The following is a 20203-nucleotide window of genomic DNA, read 5'->3' as shown; positions in this document are numbered from 1 at the left end:
GGGGTACGGTCGGTCAACGTGGTTAACGTGTCGTTTAGCGGCGCGCCTGAGGGTCCGCGGGGACCACCTACGGAGTCCGCCATGCCGCTCGCCCCCGCCCGCGAGGCCTCGAGTCCCGCCGAGCTGATGGAGCAGGGCCGGGCGGCTCTGGCCGCGGGCGAGCCCCTGGAGGCGGCCAACTGCTTCGCCATTGCAGGCCAGACCGCGACCGCCGATTCAGAGTGCCGGTACTGGTTGGCCAGCGCGCTCTTCGCGGCGGGCGAGACCGAGGCGGCTCGGCATTACCTGGGCGAGGCGGTGACGCTGCACAGCGTGCAGGTCGTCCGGAACCTGGGCGCCGATGCCCAGCGAATGGCGAAAGACCGGGCCTATGCCGCCGCCATCGCCTGGCAGCTGTACGCCGCCCAGCACATGGGGCCGGCCAGCCTGGCGTTCGGCCACGCCCTCGACTTCGACCACCTCGATGCGCAGCTTTTCCTGACCTACGGCCTGTCGCTGCAGCATCAGGGGCGGCCGGAGGAGGCCGCGCAGGTGTTCCTGGGCGCGGTGGAGGCCTTCCGTAACCCGGCTGTGCACGAGTTCCTGCTGTTCGCCCTGTTCTTCGTGGGGGATGGGGTGCGCCGCTACGCCGAGGAGGCCCGGCGCTGGACCGCGGCCTATATGTCGGGCTTGGCGCGGCGCGACTCCTGGGACAACGACCGCAACCCCGACCGGCGGCTGCGGATCGGCTATGTGGGGCCGAGCTTCACGCGCTCGCAGCTGCGCCAGTTCGTCATGCCGGTGCTGGAAAACCACGACCCGGCGGCTGTGGAGGTGTTCATCTACTGCGCCGACCCGTCGGCGGAGGAGGCCCTGCCGGCCCATGCGACGGTGCTGGGGGTGAAGGGGCTGGACGACGCCGCCCTGGCCGAGCGCATCCGCGGCGACCGGATCGACATCCTCGTGGACCTGTGGGGCCATACGGCCGGCAGCCGCCTGGGGGTGTTCGCCCGCAAGCCCGCCCCGGTGCAGGTGGCGTGGGTGAACTTCGTGCAGACCACTGGCCTGGACGCCATGGACTATGTCCTGCACTGCGACTCCATGGACACGCCGGGCACGGATGCCCTGTTCACCGAGACCATCTGGAGGACAGGGCTGATCATGGCCCCCTTCCGGCCGGCGGCGGACCGGCCGCCGCCCGCGCCGACCCCGGCCTTGTCCAAGGGGCGCATCACCTTCGGCTCGTTCAACAATCCGGTGAAGCTGAGCGACGCCACCGTGGCGGGCTGGGCGCGGATCCTGAACGGCCGTCCGGGCTCGACCCTGCTCCTCAAGTACGGCCCCTATGCCGACCCGGTGCTGCAGCGCGCGGTGCGGGCCAGGTTCGCGGCGCACGGGGTGGCGGCCGAGCGGCTCGAGTTCCAGGGCCACTCCCAGGGAGCGGACTATCTACGGGCGTTCCAGGACATCGACCTGGCCCTGGATCCGTCGCCGTGTCCGGGGGGTACGACCACCTGCGACGCCCTGGCCAACGGCGTGCCGGTGCTGACCCTGAAGGGCGACGACTTCTACGCCCGGATCGGCCTGAACGCGGTGCTGGCCTGCGGCCTGCCGGAGCTGATCGCCGAGAGCTGGGACGACTACGTGGCCAAGGCCCTGGCGCTCACCGAGGACGTGGCGGCGCTGGACGCCCTGCGGGCGCGGGTGCGGCCGGGCTTCGAGGCTTCGGCCTTCCGGGACGAGGCGGGGTTCACCCGGCGCCTGGAGGCCGACTTCCGGCGAATGTTCGAGATCTGGCTGGAGAGATGAGCCGCTGGGGGATCGGCAGCGTCCTGCCCTGGCCCGTCCCCGAGCTGGCGCCCGACGATCCGGGGAGCCTCTGGGCGGTCTGGACGGCGGGCCATGCCGAGACGGCGGCCTTCCGCACCGCCCGAGGGGCGCTGGCGGCGCTCATCGCCCATCGCCGGGTGCGGCGCATCTGGCTGCCGGCCTATGGCTGCGCGGCCCTGGTGGAGGGCGCGGCGGGCTGCGACATCGCCTGGTACGGCGTGGACGAGCATCTGGCCCCCGACGTGACCGGGCTGGCGGGCGCCGTGCAGGCGGGGGACGCGGTGCTGGCCATCGACTATTTCGGCGCCCCGCCGCCAAGGGCCTTTCGCGACCTCGCGGCGGGACGGCCCGACGTGCTGTGGATCGAGGATCGGGCCCAGGCCCTGGACACCGGGGCGGCCGACTGGGGCCAGGTGATGCTTTACAGTCCCCGCAAGCTGACAGGCGTGGGCGAGGGCGGGCTGCTGGTGGGCGCAGGGCCGCTGCCGGGCCCGGAGGCCACAGACGCCCCGGCGACGGCGGAGGCCCAGCGCGCCCGGGCGGAAGATCCCGACGGCTTTCGGCCCGAGGCCTGGTTTCCGGTGTTCCAGCAGCAGGAGGCGGCGTTCGATAGCCGGCCTCTGGCCATGGGCGAGGACGCGCGAGGGCTTCTGGCTCGTCTCGCCCACGCGCCTCGGGCGGCCCGGCGGCGGGCGAACTGGACGGTCCTGGCCGAGGGGCTGGGCGATCTGGCGCTATGGCCGGGGCGGGCGGCGGAGTTCGCTCCGCTGGCCTTCCCCGTGCGGCTCGCGAACCGGGACGCAGTGGCGGCCAGCCTGGCCGAGCGGCGGATCTGGTGCGCCCGGCATTGGGCCAGCCTGCCGAGTGACCCGGCCGAACACCCTGTGGCGCATCGGCTGGCGGGGGAGCTGCTGTCGCTGCCCTGCGACGAGCGCTACGACGCTCGGGACATGGCCGAGGTGGCCGAGGCGGTGCTGGCGCTGGCCCGATAGGCGGGGAAGAACCCGTCGCCCGGCGGGCCGCCCAGGGCCGCATAGCGCGCGGGATCGAGCACTGCTCCGCAGACATGGGCCTGGGTCTCGGCGTTGGCGAAGCCGCGTTTGAAGGCGCTGAGGCCGTCGTCCCGGTCGGCGTGGCCCGCGCCGCCGCCCAGGTTCACGATCCCCGCCCCGGCGAAGTGCTGGATGGCGGCGTCATAGAGCGCGAAGCTCGCGCCATTGGCGTAGCCCAGGGCGTTGGCGGCCGTGAGGTGATTGTAGACCACCCCGTCGGCGGCGAACCACAGGGTCATGCCCGCCAGGGTCTCGCCCACGAAGGCCGCGAAGGCCGTCACCTCGGGGCGGGCGGCCAGCATGCGGAAATAGACCTCGCCGAAGGCCGCTACGCCGGAGACGGCGCGCCGCTCCACCAGGCCGCGGTAGAGCGCGCTCCAGCCGTCCAGATGGTCGGCGAGGCGCACCGGCTCGATGCGGCAGCGGCGATGGCCGCGGCGGATGCGGTCGCGGTGGTGCTTGCTCGGGTCGAAGGGGCCGACGGCGGGGTCGATGAGGAGGTGGGTCTTGAAGGGGCGGCAGACCTCGAAGCTGCGCGCCATCAGACCTGCCGGATGCCGCAGCGGATCGGGCACCAGCACCACCGAGACGAGGCCCTGCGCGCGCAGCCGCTGGAGCCCGCCGTCGAGGTCGGCGCCCCGGGCGAGTACGGCGAGGGGATAGACGCCCGCGGCGTCGGCGAGGCCGTCCGCGATGGGCCGGCGCACCACATGGGCGCCCCATTCGGGTACGGCGAGGGCCGAGACGCCCGCCAGCCCCTCGGCATAGGCGCGGCTGGCGTAGAGGTGGGTCAAGCGGCCAGGGCCTCCGAGAGAGCGCCGGCGATGCGGGCGATCTCCAGGCGGCTGAGGTCGATGGAGAAGGGCAGGCCGATCACCCGCCGGCCCAGGCGGTCGGTGACGCTGAGGTCCTCGCGCCGGCAGGCGGCGAACGCCGGGCTCGTGTGGCAGCCCGCGCCCCACCAGCGGCGGGTGTCGATCCCATGGGCGGCGAGTCGCATCTCGACGGCCTGGGCGGCGCCCTCTGGCACCGCGACGCTGCAGACGCTGGTGATCCAGTCGACGCCCCAGCCCGGCTGGAAGGCGACCCTGGGCTGATCTACGAGGGCGATGCGCAGCATCTGGGCGGCCCGCAGGAATCGCAGGCGATCGCCCGCCCAGCCGTCGAGGGCGGCGAGGCCCACGGCGGCGGTGTATTCCGAGAGCTTGGCGTTGGTGGCCGGCAGCTGGGACTCGCGGCTGCCGCGGAACCCGAAGCTGGAGAGCATGCGCACCCGCTCGGCCAGGTCATCGTCTTCGGTGGCGAGGTAGCCGCCTTCGCCCACGCCGAGCACCTTGGTGGCGTGCAGGCTGACCACCACCGGAAGGCGGGCGTCGTCCACGGTGTCGAACCCGGCGGCGGCGTCGATCAGCACCGGAACGCCGGTGGCGTCACGCAGGCCGCGCCAGGCGGCGAGGTCCAGGGGGCGGCCGAAGGGCGAGACGGGAATCACCGCCGCCACCGGGCGGTCGGCCCGGGTCAGGACGTCCACGGCCGTGGCGGGATCGAGGGTCCAGGTTTCCTCGTCCACGTCGGCGAACCAGGGCGTCAGGCCCGCCTGCACGACCGCATGGGCCGTGGCGACGAAGGTCCAGGCGGGCAGGATGACATAGGCGCCCCGCGGAGCATCCAGGGCGCGCAGCACCAGCTCGAGGCCCTGGGTGGCGTTGGCGACGGTGACGACCCGGGTGGGGCGGGGAAAGCGGGCGGCCAGGCGGCCTTCCAGCTCGGTGAGCAGGGGGCCGAAGTTGGAGTACCAACGGCTCTCGTCGATGCGCTGCAGATAGGGGATGACGGCCCAGGCCGGGGGGAGCTTGGGGCGCGCCACCGCGATCCCCGCCTGTGCGGGCTGGTGACGCAAAGCGTGTGCCTGCGGCAAGCCGGCCTCTCCCCGATAGTGCCCGACCCGCAGACGACCAGAACAGGGTTAACGGCGGCTTAGCCCTGGGCCTTGCGGGCGGCGATCAGCCTGAGGAAGGTCTCGGCGGTGCGGCCGGCGCCCAGGCCGTCGCAGATCTGAGAGCTGGCGGCGGCGAGGCGGCGGCGCAGGTCCGCGTCGCGCAGCAGGCGCATGATCGCCCGGTCGAGGGCGTCGTCGAAGTCGGGCTGGGCGATGTCGAGGACGATGGCCGCGCCACGCTCGGCCAGGGCCCGGGCCGCGGGCCGCTGATTCTCGGCCAGGACCACCATCACCGACGGGAGGCCCAGGGTGCAGCGCTCCCAGGTGGAGGAGCCGGCCGCGCCCACGGCGATGTCCGCCTCGGCGGTGAGGCGGGCCATGTGCGGGGTGTCCACATGCAGCATCAGCCGGTTGTCCCGGCGGGCGATCTTGGCGAGACCCGGGATGCTGGGGGCGGCAGCGCCGAGAACGATGTCGAGGCCGGCGTCCCCGATCCGGGGACGCAGCCGCTCGACCACCCGGGCGGTGACGCCCCCCACGTCGGTCATGCCCATGGCCACCAGCAGGCGCTGCACGGGCTCGCCGCGCCAGGCCAGGGCCGGCTCGCGCAGGGCGGCGAACTCGGGCCGCACGGGGGCGTAGGCCGGGCCCAGCAGTAGCCGGGCGCCCTCGGGGATCAGCCGGTCGTAGTCGGCGGCGGCGCGCTCGGGGCCGGAGTCAAGGACGATGTCGGCGCCCAGCGGCCGGTCGGCGAGGTCGTCGATGACCAGCACCGGGCGGCCCTGGGCCATGGCCCGGTGGTCGCGCTCGCCGAGCTGGTAGTGGTCGAAGACGATGGCGTCGAACTGCTCGCGGCCCACCGCCTGGGCGAGGTCTCGGGGCTCGGCCGAGTCGGCGGACAGGCGGGCGACGTTGGGCGCGAAGGTCTCCAGCACGTCGTCGGCTGCAGGCGGGCCGAGGAAGGCGAAGCTGGCGCCCTGGGCCTCCAGCGCCTTGGCCAGGGTGAGCGAGCGCATGACGTGTCCGCCGCCCACCTTGGGGCCGGCGTCGACCACGAACAGGATGCGGGGGCCGCTCGGGAGGCTGCCGGGTGGAAGACTCATGGGCGCGGAGCAAAGGCCATCGCGCCAGGAATTGCAAAGGCCGCGGGCGCAAAAGGCGTTCTGAGCGCCGCCCGGGAGGGGCCGGCGGTCAGCGGCGGGCGTCGTAGCGGGCCAGGACCTCGGCCGCGGCGCGGTCGGTCTCGGCGAGGGGCGGATAGCTCCAGGCCTCGATGCGGCCGGCGAAGGGGCGGGCGATGCCGCGGGCCCGCAGGTCGGCGTGGAAGCGGGCGAGCTTCTCGCTGCGGCCGGTCATGGGCAGGACATGGACGGGCTTGCCGGTGGCGGCGGCGTCGGTGGCGAGGTTGGTGGAATCCTCGGTGACCAGGACGGCGTCGGCCGCGGCCAGGAAGGCGAAGTAGGGGTTGGGCGGCTGCTCGTCCCAGATCACGCCGGGCAGGTCTCTCAGTCGGGCGGTCATGGCCTCGCGGGCGGCGGGCGGCGTGCGACGGGTGAACGAGAGCAGTAGCGAGCCGCCGCTGGCGCGGACGGCGTCGGCGATGGACCCGGCCAGGGCGGCGGCCCGGGCGGGGGGCAGGTCATGGGCCTTGGACTTGCCGCCGATGATCGCCGCCGCCCGCGGGCGGGGCAGGGCCGCAAGGTGCGGGAACAGGGCGAGTCCGTGCGCCAGCTTGGCCGGAGTCAGGCGGTTGGGCGCGCCGAGGATGGGGAAGACGTTGGGGCCGGAAAGCCGGTCGTGCTCGGGCGGGACGATGAGGTCGAAGCGGTCCGGCGGGGCCCGAGGGGCCTGGGTCTGCACCACGAAGGTCCGCCCCTTCAGGCGGGTGGACAGGGGCAGGGTCGCCCGGCCCGTGGCGATCCAGATGTCGGGAAGAGGCCGAGGCAGCGGCTGGGCCAGGGCCGCGAGCGGGATCAGCCGCCAGGGCAGGCGGCCTAGCCCCCATTTCCAGGCGATCCGCTGCACCGAGACCTCGGCCGGCCGCAGGCGGGCGACCGCCTCGGCCAGACCGAGGGCCTGGGCCTCGATGCCGGCGCGGCCGTCGGAGACGGCCCAGATGGTCAGAGGCGGCGCGTTGGACGCCATGCGGAGTGGGTCAGACCCACTCCACCTTGAGGATTTCGTAGGCCTTCACGCCGCCGGGGGTGTTCACCTCCACGACGTCGCCGGTCTCCTTGCCGATGATCGCGCGGGCGATCGGGGAGGTGATGGAGACGCGGCCGGCCTTCACGTCGGCCTCGTGTTCGCCAACGATCTGGTAGCGGGCCTCTTCCTCGGTGTCTTCGTCGATGAGCGACACGGTCGCCCCGAACTTCACCTGGTTGCCCGACAGTTTCGAGACGTCGATCACCTGAGCGCGGGCCATCTTGTCCTCGATCTCGGCGATCTGGCCTTCGATCCAGCCTTGGCGCTCCTTGGCGGCGTGATACTCGGCGTTCTCGGAAAGATCGCCGTGCGAACGCGCCTCCGCGATCGCGGCGATCACGGCGGGCCGCTCGATCGTCTTCAAACGCTTCAGCTCTTCGTCGAGGGCCTTGTAGCCCTCGGCGGTCATCGGGACTTTTTCCATAGAGGTGATGACTCGGATTCGCCCTAGTGTTTCTGATCCTTCAGCCGGCCGCGGGCGCTGGCGTCCGGGGGCGTAGAGGTTAGGATTGTGCGCCGCAAAATTCAAGACCGGCGCCTGAGCATCGTTATCCGGGCCGCCCGCCGCCCGGGGCCGGCAGGTCCCGGCCAAGGTTGGCGCCGGCGATGCCGAGACGCGCGAAAGGAGACGCCCGATGGCCGCCAAGCGCGGGATCACCCTCTACCACTCCCCCGCCAGCCGGGCCTTCACGGCCTACTGGATGCTGGAGGAGCTGGGCCTGCCTTTCACTGTGCGAAAGATCGACATCCGCAAGGGCGAGCAGAAGTCGCCAGAGTACCTGAAGCTCAATCCGGCGGGGAAGGTGCCGACCCTGGTGGACGGCGATGTCGTGGTCAGCGAGAACCCCGCCATCGCGATCTACCTGGCCGACCGCTACAGCTACGGGAAGCTGGCCCCCAAGATCGAGGAGGCGGACCGAGGCCCCTATCTGAAGTGGATGGTCTATGCGACGGCGGTGGTGGACCCCGTGGCCTTCCTCCACCGCCAGAAGATCGACGTGTCGGGCTTTGCGGCCAGCTTTGGGGCCTTTGACGACATGGTGGAGGTGCTCTCGTCCGTGCTGATGGAGCGCAAGTACCTGCTGGGCGAGCGGTTCTCGGCGGCCGACGTGGTGGTGGGGGCGACCGTGTCGTTCCTGCTGCAGCGGCGGGTCCTGCCCGAGCATGCGGCCCTGGTGGACTACAACGCCCGGCTCCAGGCCCGGGAGGCCTACCACCGCGCCGCCGACGCCACCTGGCCGTCGAACCTCTTCCAGTCGGTCTAGGCGCTCTCGGAGACGATCGCGCCCTCAAGCTCGTCGGGACCGGGCGGCTCGAAGACGCCCTCCACGAACTCGAACATGTCGGACTTGATCTCCAGGGCGAAGTTCTCGCCGCGGATGACGTTGCGCTCGGCCACCCGCGCCCGGCGCACCTCCACCGGGGCGGTCACATAGTGGAACTGCAGCGGCACGCCCACGCCCTCGGCGATCTCGCGGACCCGGTCGCGGTCGGCCCGGCGCATCAGCCCCAGGTCGAGAATCACCGGCCGACCGGCGGCGAGGACCTCGGCCGCCGTGGACCAGATCTGGGACTCGCAGCGCTGCACCCGGTCCACCAGCCACTCATACTCGATGGGCTCGGGCATGTCGGGGGCGAAGAGGCGCGCCATCCACTCGTCGAGGATGAAGGCGACGGCGCCTTCCCGGCGGGCGAAGGCGTTGGCGTAGGTGGTCTTGCCGGCGCCCGAGGGGCCGAAGATTGCGTGGATGGCAGCGGACATGGGGCGCGCTCTAGCGCGCCGTCAGCCCGCCGTCGATGACCAGTTCGGCGCCGGTGACATAACGGCTCTCGTCCGAGGCCAGCCAGAGCACCCCTTCGGCGATGTCGGAGGGGAAGCCCTTCACGCCCATCGGCACCATCATAGCGGTCATGGCGTCGAGGTCCGGCGGCTCGTTCACCCCCGGCTGGCCGCCCACCACGGTGGTCCAGATCGGCGTCTCGATGACCCCCGGGTGGACCGAATTGACCCGCACTCCGTCCTTGAGGGCGGCGCACTCCAGGGCCACCGCCTTGGTGAACAGGCGCACCCCGCCCTTGGTGGCGCAGTAGCCCGCGAGGTTCGGCGCGCCGGCGAGGCCCGCCACCGAGGAGATGTTGATGATCGAGCCGCCGCCCCCGGCCCGCATCAGGGGCAGGGCGTGCTTCACGCCCAGGAACACGCCGTCTAGGTTGATCGCCGTCTGCCGGCGCCAGTCGGCCAGGGTCATGTCGGTGACGGGGCAGCCGAGACCGATGCCGGCGTTGTTCACCAGCACGTCCAGGCGGCCGAAACGCGCCTTGGCCTCGCCGATGACACCGATCCAGGCGTCCTCGTCGGTGACGTCGTGATGGAGATAAGCGGCCTCGCCGCCGAGGCTGCGGACGACCTCCTCGCCGAGATGGTCCTGGATGTCGGTGACTAGGACGCGCGCGCCCTCCCTGGCCAAGCGCTCGGCGCAGCCCCGACCAATGCCGCTGGCCCCGCCGGTGACCAGGGCGACCTTGCCCTCAACGCGTCGCGTCATGACGTCCTCCCGTGTTTTGCCCAAGGGCTAACACGGGTTCCGCAGCGTCCGTAAGGCCAGGGCGAAGGGACGCAGGGAGTCTAGCGTAAAATCCCAGACCCCGCCGAGCGCAGCTCGCAGGGGAGGGCGGGCCGTAATGAATGCTGCACCGCTTCGGCCCCGCAGGCGAGGCCGAAGCAGCCGTCAGCGTATCAGCGCAGGTAGCTGGGCGTTCCGCCGGCCCCGCTCATGATCCCGTAGATGAGGCCGATGGCGAGCAACACGACGACCACGACCATCGCAGTGCTCAGCAGCCCTTCGAAACGCTCCGCCAGGTGCTTGGGCTTGTGGGGGCGGACTTGGCCGTGATGCGGCTCAGTATGCATGACGCTTCCTCGCAATCTGTTATGGAGCTCCACACTCCACGCCAGGTTGCGGCAGGCGCCGCAGGTATCGCCCCGAAAGGACCAAGCACGGGTCGCCGGGGCGAGCCCTCAACGCCTGTCGACCAGGCGATGAGGAAACTCTGCGCCCCGCGCCGGAAAGGGTCAATTAATGGGCGAACACGGGTTTGTGAACGCCCCGCCCTTCAGACGACGCCTCAGGCGTAGCTCTGCAGGGGGCGCACCTCAAGGGGCGCCTCGGCGGTGGCGGCGATCGCTCGGGCGGCCGCGAGCGCGCCGGCCGCGGTGGTGAAGTACGGGATCTTGCCCATCAGCGCCGTGCGGCGGATCTCAAAGCTGTCGAGCAGCGACTGCTTGCCCTCGGTGGTGTTGAAAACCAGCTGCACCTCGCCGTTCTTCATGGCGTCGACGATGTGCGGACGGCCTTCCAGCACCTTTTTCACCAGCTCCACCTTCACGCCGTTCTCGCTGAGATAGGCGGCGGTGCCCGAGGTGGCGAGGATGCGGAAGCCCTGGGCCTGGATGATGCGCGCGGCCTCCAGGATCCACGGCTTGTCGGAATCCTTCACCGAGATGAAGACGCAGCCCGACTTCGGCAGGACGGCGCCGCCGCCCAGCTGGCTCTTGGCGAAGGCCCGCGCGAAGGCGGGGCCTGCCCCGTCCTCGCCCTCGCGGATCCAGTCGAGGCCCATGACCTCGCCGGTGGAGCGCATTTCGGGGCCGAGGACCGTGTCCACGCCGGCGAAGCGGGCGAACGGGAACACCGCTTCCTTGACCGCGATGTGGTCGTATTCCCCCACATTGAGGTCGAAATCGGAGAGGGCCTTGCCGGCCATCACCTTGGCGGCGATGGCGGCCAGCGGCCGGCCGATGGTCTTGGCGACGAAGGGCACCGTGCGGCTGGCGCGCGGGTTGACCTCAAGGACGTAGATGCGCGGCTCGGGGCCGTGCGGCTCCTCGATGGCGAACTGCACGTTCATCAGGCCGCGCACGTTCAGCGCCCGGGCCATGGCCTCGGTCTGGCGCTTAAGCTCGGCGATGGTCTCGGGCTTCAGCGAGTAGGGCGGCAGCGAGCAGGCGGAGTCGCCCGAGTGCACGCCGGCTTCCTCGATGTGCTCCATGACGCCCGCCACGAACACCTGGCCGGTGTCGTCGCAGATGGCGTCCACGTCCACCTCGGTGGCGCGGGACAGATACTGGTCGATGAGCACCGGGCTGTCGCCCGACACCTGCACGGCGGTGGAGATGTAGCGTTCGAGCTGTTCGTCGTCGCGGACGATCTCCATGGCCCGGCCGCCCAGGACGTAGGACGGACGGATCACCACCGGATAGCCGACCTTGTGGGCCGCGGCGAAGGCCTCATCGCGGCTGCGGGCCAGGGCGTTCACCGGCTGGGCGATCTTCAGGCGGTGCAGCAGCTGCTGGAACCGCTCGCGGTCCTCGGCCAGGTCGATGGCGTCGGGGGAGGTGCCGAGGATCGGGACGCCCGCGTCCTCCAGCGCCTTGGCCAGCTTCAGCGGGGTCTGGCCGCCGAATTGGACGATGACGCCGATGAGTTCGCCCCGGGCGCGCTCGGTCTCGATCAGCTCGAGCACGTCTTCGGCCGTCAGCGGCTCGAAGTAGAGGCGGTCCGACGTGTCGTAGTCGGTGGAGACCGTCTCCGGGTTGCAGTTGACCATGATCGACTCGACGCCGATCTCCTCGAGGGCGAAGGCCGCGTGGCAGCAGCAGTAGTCGAACTCGATCCCCTGGCCGATCCGGTTCGGGCCGCCGCCGAGGATGATGGCCTTCTTGCGGTCCGAGGGCTCGCTTTCGCAGTCGGGGAGCTGGCCGAGGACGCCGGTCTCGTAGGTCGAGTACATGTATGGCGTCTCGGCGCGGAACTCGCCGGCGCAGGTGTCGATGCGCTTGAAGACCGGCCGCACGCCGAGGGCGCGGCGCTGCTCGCGCACTTCCTTCTCGGTGAGATGGCAGAGCTTGGCCAGGCGCGCATCCGAGAAGCCCATGGCCTTCAGGCGGCGGAAGCTGGCCGCGTCGGTGGGCAGGCCCTCGGCGGCGATCCGGCCCTCCTCCTTCACGATGGTCTCGATCTGGCGGAGGAACCACGGCTCGTAGCTGCAGGCCGCCTGGATCTCGTCGCAGGTAAGGCCGGCGCGGAAGGCCTGGGCGATGACGCGCAGGCGGTCCGGGGTGGGCGTGCCCAGGGCGCGGAGGATGGCTGCATGCCCCGTCTCGGGATCGCCGGCGCCTTCAATGGCGACCTCATCGAGGCCGGTGAGGCCGGTCTCCAGGCCGCGCAGGGCCTTTTGCAGGCTCTCGGCGAAGGTGCGGCCGATGGCCATGACCTCGCCCACCGATTTCATCTGGGTGGTCAGGTAGGGCTCGGAACCCGGGAACTTCTCGAAGGCGAAGCGCGGAATCTTGGTGACGACGTAGTCGATGGACGGCTCGAACGAGGCGGGCGTGGCGCCCGTGATGTCGTTCATCAGCTCGTCGAGGGTGTAGCCCACCGCCAGGCGGGCGGCGACCTTGGCGATCGGGAAGCCGGTGGCCTTGGAGGCCAGGGCCGATGAGCGCGACACCCGCGGGTTCATCTCGATGACGACCATGCGGCCGTCCTTCGGATTGATGGCGAACTGGACGTTGGAGCCGCCGGTCTCCACGCCGATCTCGCGCAGCACGGCGATCGAGGCCGCCCGCATGCGCTGATATTCCTTGTCGGTGAGGGTGAGCGCCGGGGCGACGGTGATGGAATCGCCCGTGTGGACGCCCATGGGGTCCACGTTCTCGATCGAGCAGATGATGATGCAGTTGTCCGCCCGGTCGCGGACCACCTCCATCTCGTATTCCTTCCAGCCGAGGACGCTTTCCTCGATGAGGACCTCGGTGGTCGGCGAGAGGTCGAGGCCGCGCTCGACGATCTCCTTGAACTCCTCGACGTTGTAGGCGATGCCGCCGCCGGTGCCGGCGAGGGTGAAGGACGGGCGGATGATCGCCGGCAGGCCGACCTGCTCCAGGCCAACCATCGCCTCTTCCATGGTGTGGGCCACGTGGGAGCGCGGGCTCTCCAGGCCAATGGCGTCCATGGCGTCGCGGAATTTCTGACGGTCCTCGGCCTTGTCGATGACGTCGGCGCGGGCGCCGATCATCTCGACGCCGTACTTGGCCAGCACGCCGTTACGCTCCAGGGCGAGGGCGGTGTTTAGGGCCGTCTGGCCGCCCATGGTGGGCAGCAGGGCGTCGGGCCGCTCCTTCTCGATGATCTTTTCGACCATCTCCGGGGTGATCGGCTCGATATAGGTGGCGTCGGCGATCTCCGGATCGGTCATGATCGTCGCCGGGTTCGAGTTCACCAGGATGATCCGGTAACCCTCGGCGCGCAGGGCCTTGCACGCCTGGACCCCCGAGTAGTCGAACTCACAGGCCTGACCGATGACGATCGGGCCGGCGCCGATGATCAGGATCGAGGAGATATCGGTGCGTTTGGGCATCTCTTCTCGCGCGCAAGGGCGGCCGCGCGATTTGGCGCGCCCGACACCGTGTGTGAACTGCAGGTTAAGCGGGCGATTTAGAGGGCAAGGCGAACGGACGCAAGCGCAGCGGCGTCGCGGCCAGGAAGATGAACGGGATTATCGCCGGGTTCCCAGAAATTTATCTTTTGAATCACGCAACTAACTCGCCGCTCAGGCTCTCTCTTTTCCAAAGCGCACTGTTACGTGCGAGACCGGAACGGAGGCCACATGACCCTGCTCGAGAGAATCCCCACCCTCAGCGACGACGAGGTCGTGAACCTTCTGGCCAACGCCCGGCGGCTGAGCGAACAGGGCGATGCCAAGCAGCAGGCGGCTGCGGCCGAGCTTCTTCCCTCGTTGGAGAGCGAGGCCGAGCAGCGCCGTCAGGCCCGCCTGGAACGGGCCAAGGCCAAGCGGGCGGCCTCACGCAAGCCGCGCAAGGTCGCCGCCTAGAACTGACTGAAGAGTTTGCCGGGAGGGCCGGGGCGCTAGCGCCTCGGCCCTTTGCATGGGCTGCGTTGCCGCAAGCCTCGCCGTGGGCCATCGTGGCGGGATGCGAAACGTCGTTCTTGCCGCCGTGGCCGTGCTGCTCGCCGGGCCGACCCTCGCCCAGCCGGCGCCGGTGACGCGCCCTCTGGCGACCCTGGACGCCACCCTGACGGGACAGCCGATCACGGTTCCGGGCGGCCCCCTGCGGGTGACGGTGTCGGAAACGACCCTGGCCCCGGGCGGACGGCTCGCCGCCCACAAGCATCCCTATCCGCGGGTCGTGCAGGTGCTATCCGGCCGCCTGCGGGTGACCAACCTCGACACCGGCGCGGTGTACGAGCCCCGGCCCGGCGAGTGGCTGGTGGACGCGGTGGACCAGTGGCACGAGGCCGTGGTCCTGGGTGACGAGCCGGTGCGGCTGATGACCATCGACCAGGCGCCGCGGGGGGCGGCGGTGACCATCCCCCGGTAAGCACTCCGGGACACGCCCGGTTTCGGCGGACCTCAGCTGTCGAGGAAGCTGCGCAGCTTCCGCGAGCGCGACGGGTGCTTCAGCTTGCGAAGCGCCTTGGCCTCGATCTGACGGATCCGTTCGCGAGTCACCGAGAACTGCTGGCCGACCTCTTCCAGGGTGTGGTCGGTGTTCATGCCGATGCCGAAGCGCATCCGCAGGACGCGCTCCTCGCGGGGCGTCAGCGAGGCGAGCACGCGGGTGGTGGTCTCGCGCAGGTTCGACTGGATGGCCGCGTCGATAGGCAGGACGGCGTTCTTGTCCTCGATGAAGTCGCCGAGGTGCGAATCCTCCTCGTCGCCGATGGGCGTTTCGAGCGAGATCGGCTCCTTGGCGATCTTCAGGACCTTGCGCACCTTTTCCAGCGGCATGGCCAGCTTCTCGGCCAGTTCCTCCGGGGTCGGCTCGCGGCCGATCTCGTGCAGCATCTGGCGGCTGGTGCGGACGATCTTGTTGATCGTCTCGATCATGTGCACCGGAATGCGGATGGTCCGGGCCTGGTCGGCGATCGAGCGGGTGATCGCCTGCCGGATCCACCAGGTGGCGTAGGTGGAGAACTTGTAGCCGCGGCGGTACTCGAACTTGTCCACCGCCTTCATCAGGCCGATGTTCCCCTCCTGGATGAGGTCCAGGAACTGCAGGCCGCGGTTCGTGTACTTCTTGGCGATGGAGATCACGAGGCGCAGGTTGGCCTCGACCATCTCCTTCTTGGCCTGACGGGCCTCGCGCTCGCCTTTCTGCACCGTCTGGACGATGCGGCGGTAGTCGTCGATCGGCACGCCGGTTTCCTGGGCCAGGGCCGCGATCTCGTTGCGGATCTCGGCGATCTGGGCGGCGTCGTTCTCGGCGAACTTGGTCCAGCGGACGCCCAGCTTCTTGACCTGTTCGGTCCAGTCGGGGGCCATCTCCTGGCCGAGGTAGGCCTTCAGGAACTCCTGGCGGCTGATGCCGTAGCTGTCGGCCAGGCGCAGCAGGCGGCCTTCCAGCACCATCAGGCGCTTGTTGATCGCATAGAGCTGCTCGACCAGAGCCTCGATGCGGTTGTTGTTCAGCTTCAGGGTCTTGAGCTGGCGGACGATGGCGCCGCTGGCGGCCTGATAGGCCTTGCGGTCCTCTTCCGACAGGTCTTCGCCGCGCAGGCGGGCGGCGACCAGCTTTTCCTGCAGGTGACGGAAGTTCTCGAACTCGGCGGCGATCACGTCGAGGGTCGCCATGACCCCCTCGCGCAGCTCGGCCTCCATGGCGCTGATGGTCGGGCCGGCGCCATCGTCAAAGTCGTCGTCGCTCTCGCCTTCGCCTTCGGCGCCCGCCTCGGCCTCTTCGGCCGGGGCCGCGTCGGCGGCCGGGTTCTGGCCGCCGTAGGTCTGTTCGAGGTCGATCACCTCGCGCAGCAGGATGCGGCCGCCCTCCAGCTCTTCGCGCCACACCATGATGGCCTCGAAGGTGAGGGCGCTTTCGCACAGGCCGCGGATCATGGTGTCGCGGCCGGCCTCGATGCGCTTGGCGATGGCGATTTCGCCCTCACGCGACAGCAGCTCCACCGAGCCCATCTCGCGCAGGTACATCCGCACCGGGTCGTCGGTGCGGTCGTAGGCCGGCTCCTTGGTCGTCTCGACGACGGCGCTTTCCTCGCGGACCGCGACCTCGTTGGTCTCGGCGTCCTCTTCGGACTCGACGACGTTGACGCCCATTTCATTGAGCATGGCCAAGGTGTCTTCGATGGCCTCGGAGGTGACCTCTTCCGAGGGCATCACCTTGTTCAGCTCGTCCATGGTGACGTAGCCGCGGGCCTTGGCCTGCTTGATGAATTTCTTGACTGCGGCGTCCGTCAGATCGAGCAGCGGGCCGTCGCCTTGAGTGGTTTCGGGCGTTTCGGCTTCGGCTGTGTTCGAGCTCATCGAGGTCTCCGACGTGGTTCCCGACCCTTACGGGCAGCGGGCCCCAGATAATGGGCGACGGTAAAATCCATAGGGGCCGCGACGTTACGACCCGGTATCCGCCAAATTCGTTCCGTTCTGATCGTGCGTGCTCAGGGTCTCGCCCGCTCGACATGGCCCGGCCACGTCCAAGCGACCGCGAAGGTCGCCCCCCGCAGCGCAAGCCCTGGGATCACCACGCATCGAGGGAGGCACCGGCTTCATCATGTGGGCGCGCCCGAAGGTCGCAGCGGCCCGGTGGATGCCTGTCGACAGCGCGCTAAATCCGCACGCCGCCACATGGCGTGCCGAGTCTTTCGAGTCAAGATGCCCCCACGCCGAGAAGGGGAATGTTTTCGCCCCGCCACCCGGCGGCCCTCACGGGACGGAACGGCCGGCGCAAGGGACGTCAGTGCGGCAGGACCGGCTTGTCGTGTGACTGGCCCGCCCAGTCTGAATTGATCAGCCGGCGGAGCTGGTCGCGCTCGGCCTTGAGGTTGATCAGGGCCTGGGCGGCGCTGGGGTCGCGGGCCATGTCGCCCACCGCCGACTCCACGGCCCGCTCCAGGGCTTCCAGGTTCATCAGCAGGTCGAAGGCCTGGCGCCAGAGGGCCCGGACCCGGTCGCGGGCGGCCCCGGCGTCGAGGAACGGCGCGGCGACCCCGGCCCGGCGGGCGTCCTGCTCCAGCTTGGCCAGGGTCTCCTCGGCCACGCCGCGGTCGCGCAGGCGGCGGACCACGGCGTCGAATTCGGCGTCCTCGGCCTCGTAGCGCAGGCTGACCAGCGCCTGGGCGATGGCGTCCAGCTTCTCGTCGCCGAAGCCGCGGGCGCCCACGAGCTCGATGGAGTCGTCGATCAGGCTGGGGTCCCGGAGCGCGGCCACGGCCAGGGCGGCGGCCAGGGGGCGGGGCGAGCCCTTGAGGGCCTGGGCGGCGCGCTTGACCTCGTCGGTGGCGCCGGCGACGGCCGGGCGGCGGTCCCAGCGCCGGCGCGCCAGTTCGCGGCCCGCCGCCCCCACGGTGTAGACCGGCTGGCGGGTGGGCCACAGCTGCTCGAAGCGGCCGAGCAGGTCCTCCTTGTAGGCCTGGGAGAGGTCCGGATCGCCGATGGTGGCGGCGAGCTTGCGCAGGCGCACCTTGAGCGAGGCCCGGCGCTCGGGGGTGTCGAGGGGCTCCAGGTCGCGCTCGCGGATGAACAGCGCCTCGACGAAGGGCGTGGTCTTCTCGATTTGGGCCTTGAGGGCGGCCGGGCCCTGTTCGCGCAGGACGTCGTCGGGGTCCTTGCCGCCCTCGACGATGGCGAAGCGGAAGCTGCGGCCCGGTTTCAGGAGGGGCAGCGCCCGATCGATGGCCCGGCCCGCGGCCTGGCGGCCGGCCCGGTCGCCGTCGAAACAAAGGGTGGGCTCGGGATGGTGGCGCCACAGCACCTCCATCTGCTCCTCGGTGAGGGCCGTGCCCATGGGCGCCACCGCGGGCACGCCCGCCCGCAGGCAGGCGATGACGTCCATATAGCCTTCCACCACCACCAGCGGCGGGTGTTCGTCAGCTCGGGCGGCAGCCAGGATCTTCCGGGCCTCGGACAGGCCGTAGAGGTTGTTCCCCTTGTGGAAGACCGCGGTCTCGGGACCGTTGAGGTACTTGGCCCGGGCCTCGGGATCCATGGCCCGGCCGCCGAAGGAGACCACCCGGCCCCGGGCGTCGAGGATCGGGAAGATGATGCGGTCGCGGAACCGGTCGTAGGGCGCGCCGCCGTCCTCGGGGGCCACCAGCAGACCCGCGTCCACCAGCTCGGCGGGCCGGGCGCCCTTGGCCACCAGATAGTCCTTCAGGACCGTGCGCCCGGGCGGAGAGAACCCCAGGCGGAAGCGGCTCCATTCGCTCTCAGGCAGGCCGCGCCGTTCGAGATAGGCCCTGGCTTCGCGGCCGGGCGGGCGGCGCAGTTCGGCCTCGAACCACTGGGCGGCCATCTCCAGCCAGTCGGCCAGGCCCTGGCGCCTCTTCTCCTGCTCGGCGCCGCGCGGATCGGCGGCGGGGAGGGCCAGGCCCGCCTCGGCCGCCAGTTTCTCCACGGCCTCGGCGAAGGACAGCCGCTCGGTCTCCTGGACGAAGGTGATGATGTCGCCGGTCTTGCCGGACGAGAAATCGAAGAACTGGCCCTTCTCGTCGTTCACATAGAACGAGGGGGTCTTTTCCTTGTTGAAGGGCGACAGGCCCACGTACTCGCGGCCCTGCTTGCGCAGCTTGACGGTCTTACCGATCACGTCCGACGGACGGAGGCGCCCCTTAAGCTCGTCGATGAAGCGTTCGTCGAACCGCCCGACCATGGATTACCGCTAGCACTTCGCCGCGCGACAGCCTGTGGATGAGTCGCGCCGGCCTGTGGATGATATCGCGGAAACGGTGCGACAGGTGCGGTCGTCAGCGCACGTGCGCCAGCTTGTCCGGGTTGCGCGTGACGTAGATGGCGGCGATGCGGCCGTCGTCGCCAGGCTCGAAGGCGATGGTCTGGGGGCCGTCCGGCAGGCGCAGGAGCAAGCCCGGGCAGCCATTGACCCGGACGGGCTCGAGGTCGGTCCCGGTGGGGAAGGCCCCGCGCCAGCGCAGGCCGCGCAGGAGGCCGATCACATCGTCCCGGCCCACCAGCACCCGCAGGGCCGCCTTCCGCTTGCCACCGCCGTCGCACACCATGATGGCGTCCTCGGTGAGCAGGGCCGCGAGGCGGGAGTCGTCGCCTTGGGCCGCGGCGGCGGCGAAGGCCTCGGCCAGCTCCCGGGCGCGCCGTTCGTCCACCGAGAAGCGCGGGCGGGCGTCCTGGACGTGAGCCCGGGCGCGGCTGGCGAGCTGGCGGACGGCGGTTTCGGAGCGATCCAGGGCCTGGGCCACCCGGGCGTAGTCCTGTTCAAATACGTCGTGCAGCAGGAAGACGGCGCGTTCCAGGGGCGAGAGCCGCTCCAGGGCCAGGAGGAACGCCACCGACACTTCTTCCGCCCGCTCCACGGGATCGTCGGTGAGCGGCTCGATCAGGGGCTCGGGCAGCCAGGGGCCGCGATAGGCCTCGCGCTCGGCCTTGGCCCGGCGCAGGCGATCGATGCACAGACGGGTGGTGGCGCGCACCAGCCAGGCGGCGGGATCGTCTACCTTCTGGGCGGCCCGGGTCCACCGCAGCCAGGCGTCCTGAACGGCGTCCTCGGCCTCGGACACCTGGCCCAGCATGCGATAGGCGAGGCGGATGAGGCGGGGGCGGTGGGCCTCGAAGGTTGCGGTGAGCGCCGGATCCATGGCCGCCATCCTAGGCCGCGAGCCGCTGCGGGGCGACGGCCTCCCCGTCGACGGTGACCTGGGAGCAGGCCTTGCCGTAGCCCAGGGCGTATTTGAGCGTCGGGTACATGCGCGCGGCGGTTATGGCGAGGGAGAGCGCCACCAGGCCCCGGTCGCCCCAGCGGCGGACGATCTCGTCGCGCAGCGGGTCGCAGGCCTCCATGTCGCGGGCGAGGCTGGCGCGGGCGAAGCGCCAGGCGAGAGCGGCGGTCTCGCCCATGCCCTGCTCGTCGCCGGCCAGGATGGACCGCAGCACCCCGGGGTCGACTCCGTGCTCCAGGGCGATGTCACAGGAGATCTGGGTGCAGGGGCCGCAGTCCTCGGCCATGGTTCCCACGAGCCCGGCGGCGACCATCGCCTCGGCAGGGGCGGCGCTAGCGTCGGCGGCGCGCGTACCGGCGGTGAACTTCAGCAGGCTGGCGGGGCTCGCCCGCAGGACATGACGCATGTAGCTGGCGTCGTAGCCGTAGCGCGCCTCGAAGCCGTCGATCCAGCGCGAGAGGTAGGCGCGGAGCATGAGCGTG

18 protein-coding genes are annotated in these 20203 nt (G+C 70.7%); 5 read left to right on the top strand and 13 right to left on the bottom strand.

Annotated elements, in window-relative coordinates:
* Positions 1-81: 81 nt before the first annotated feature.
* On the top strand, positions 82-1788 hold the full coding sequence (locus BO64_RS02135) for an O-linked N-acetylglucosamine transferase, SPINDLY family protein (RefSeq protein WP_496401625.1): 1707 nt from the start codon (positions 82-84) through the stop codon (positions 1786-1788).
* Positions 1785-2801 carry a hypothetical protein gene (locus tag BO64_RS02130; protein ID WP_496401624.1) on the top strand — a complete coding sequence of 339 codons (1017 nt, stop codon included), beginning with the start codon at positions 1785-1787 and terminating at the stop codon, positions 2799-2801. Before BO64_RS02135 ends, BO64_RS02130 begins: the two co-directional genes overlap by 4 nt.
* Here BO64_RS02130 and BO64_RS02125 read toward each other — a convergent pair.
* The 5 genes from BO64_RS02125 to greA form a co-directional block, all read right to left on the bottom strand.
* A complete protein-coding gene (locus tag BO64_RS02125) occupies positions 2744-3655 on the bottom strand; it encodes a GNAT family N-acetyltransferase (protein ID WP_496401623.1) in 912 nt (303 codons plus the stop codon). The two genes, BO64_RS02130 and BO64_RS02125, sit on opposite strands and share 58 nt — an antisense overlap.
* Complete coding sequence (locus BO64_RS02120; protein WP_496401622.1) at positions 3652-4779, bottom strand: DegT/DnrJ/EryC1/StrS family aminotransferase; 1128 nt, start codon at positions 4777-4779, stop codon at positions 3652-3654. Before BO64_RS02120 ends, BO64_RS02125 begins: the two co-directional genes overlap by 4 nt.
* A 59-nt stretch (positions 4780-4838) precedes the next feature.
* Positions 4839-5903: a UDP-2,4-diacetamido-2,4,6-trideoxy-beta-L-altropyranose hydrolase gene (gene pseG / locus BO64_RS02115; protein WP_496401621.1), complete on the bottom strand. Its 1065-nt coding sequence runs from the start codon at positions 5901-5903 to the stop codon at positions 4839-4841.
* An 88-nt stretch (positions 5904-5991) separates the two neighbouring features.
* Positions 5992-6945, bottom strand: a complete 954-nt coding sequence (locus BO64_RS02110) for a mitochondrial fission ELM1 family protein (RefSeq protein ID WP_496401620.1) — start codon at positions 6943-6945, stop codon at positions 5992-5994.
* A 10-nt stretch (positions 6946-6955) separates the two neighbouring features.
* Entirely contained in the window at positions 6956-7429 is a 474-nt protein-coding gene (gene greA, locus BO64_RS02105) for a transcription elongation factor GreA (protein WP_496401619.1), read from the bottom strand.
* A 211-nt stretch (positions 7430-7640) separates the two neighbouring features.
* Here greA and BO64_RS02100 point away from each other — a divergent pair, with 211 nt between their 5' ends.
* Entirely contained in the window at positions 7641-8270 is a 630-nt protein-coding gene (locus BO64_RS02100) for a glutathione S-transferase family protein (RefSeq protein WP_496401618.1), read from the top strand.
* Here BO64_RS02100 and BO64_RS02095 read toward each other — a convergent pair.
* The 4 genes from BO64_RS02095 to carB all read right to left on the bottom strand — a co-directional run bounded on the left by BO64_RS02095 (position 8267) and on the right by carB (position 13425).
* Positions 8267-8767, bottom strand: a complete 501-nt coding sequence (locus BO64_RS02095; RefSeq protein WP_496401617.1) for a P-loop nucleotide/nucleoside kinase family protein — start codon at positions 8765-8767, stop codon at positions 8267-8269. The genes BO64_RS02100 and BO64_RS02095 overlap by 4 nt on opposite strands.
* Before the next feature lie 10 nt (positions 8768-8777).
* The gene (locus BO64_RS02090; protein ID WP_496401616.1) at positions 8778-9551 is read right to left on the bottom strand and encodes a glucose 1-dehydrogenase; all 774 of its coding nucleotides are present in this window, start codon (positions 9549-9551) and stop codon (positions 8778-8780) included.
* Positions 9552-9742: 191 nt separating this feature from the next.
* Positions 9743-9916 carry a hypothetical protein gene (locus BO64_RS02085; RefSeq protein WP_496401615.1) on the bottom strand — a complete coding sequence of 58 codons (174 nt, stop codon included), beginning with the start codon at positions 9914-9916 and terminating at the stop codon, positions 9743-9745.
* A gap of 215 nt (positions 9917-10131) precedes the next feature.
* Positions 10132-13425: a carbamoyl-phosphate synthase large subunit gene (carB, locus tag BO64_RS02080; protein WP_496401614.1), complete on the bottom strand. Its 3294-nt coding sequence runs from the start codon at positions 13423-13425 to the stop codon at positions 10132-10134.
* A 249-nt stretch (positions 13426-13674) separates the two neighbouring features.
* Here carB and BO64_RS02075 point away from each other — a divergent pair, with 249 nt between their 5' ends.
* Both BO64_RS02075 and BO64_RS02070 read left to right on the top strand, forming a co-directional pair.
* On the top strand, positions 13675-13899 hold the full coding sequence (locus BO64_RS02075) for a hypothetical protein (RefSeq protein WP_496401613.1): 225 nt from the start codon (positions 13675-13677) through the stop codon (positions 13897-13899).
* A 100-nt stretch (positions 13900-13999) separates the two neighbouring features.
* Complete coding sequence (locus BO64_RS02070; RefSeq protein ID WP_496401612.1) at positions 14000-14407, top strand: cupin domain-containing protein; 408 nt, start codon at positions 14000-14002, stop codon at positions 14405-14407.
* Positions 14408-14439: 32 nt separating this feature from the next.
* Here the strand turns inward: BO64_RS02070 and rpoD are convergent, their stop codons facing one another.
* The 4 genes from rpoD to BO64_RS02050 all read right to left on the bottom strand — a co-directional run bounded on the left by rpoD (position 14440) and on the right by BO64_RS02050 (position 20196).
* On the bottom strand, positions 14440-16344 hold the full coding sequence (gene rpoD, locus BO64_RS02065; RefSeq protein ID WP_496401611.1) for an RNA polymerase sigma factor RpoD: 1905 nt from the start codon (positions 16342-16344) through the stop codon (positions 14440-14442).
* A 427-nt stretch (positions 16345-16771) separates the two neighbouring features.
* Positions 16772-18685, bottom strand: a complete 1914-nt coding sequence (dnaG, locus tag BO64_RS02060; RefSeq protein ID WP_496401610.1) for a DNA primase — start codon at positions 18683-18685, stop codon at positions 16772-16774.
* Positions 18686-18779: 94 nt separating this feature from the next.
* Positions 18780-19640 (bottom strand): RNA polymerase sigma factor SigJ, encoded by an 861-nt coding sequence (sigJ, locus tag BO64_RS02055; protein ID WP_496401609.1) that lies wholly within the window; start codon positions 19638-19640, stop codon positions 18780-18782.
* A 10-nt stretch (positions 19641-19650) separates the two neighbouring features.
* Positions 19651-20196, bottom strand: a complete 546-nt coding sequence (locus BO64_RS02050; RefSeq protein WP_496401608.1) for a hypothetical protein — start codon at positions 20194-20196, stop codon at positions 19651-19653.
* Positions 20197-20203: the final 7 nt, after the last annotated feature.

This window comes from Phenylobacterium composti DSM 19425 (assembly GCF_059568645.1).
Note: the sequence above shows the minus strand (reverse complement) of the source record. Positions and strands in the feature narration are given on the sequence as shown.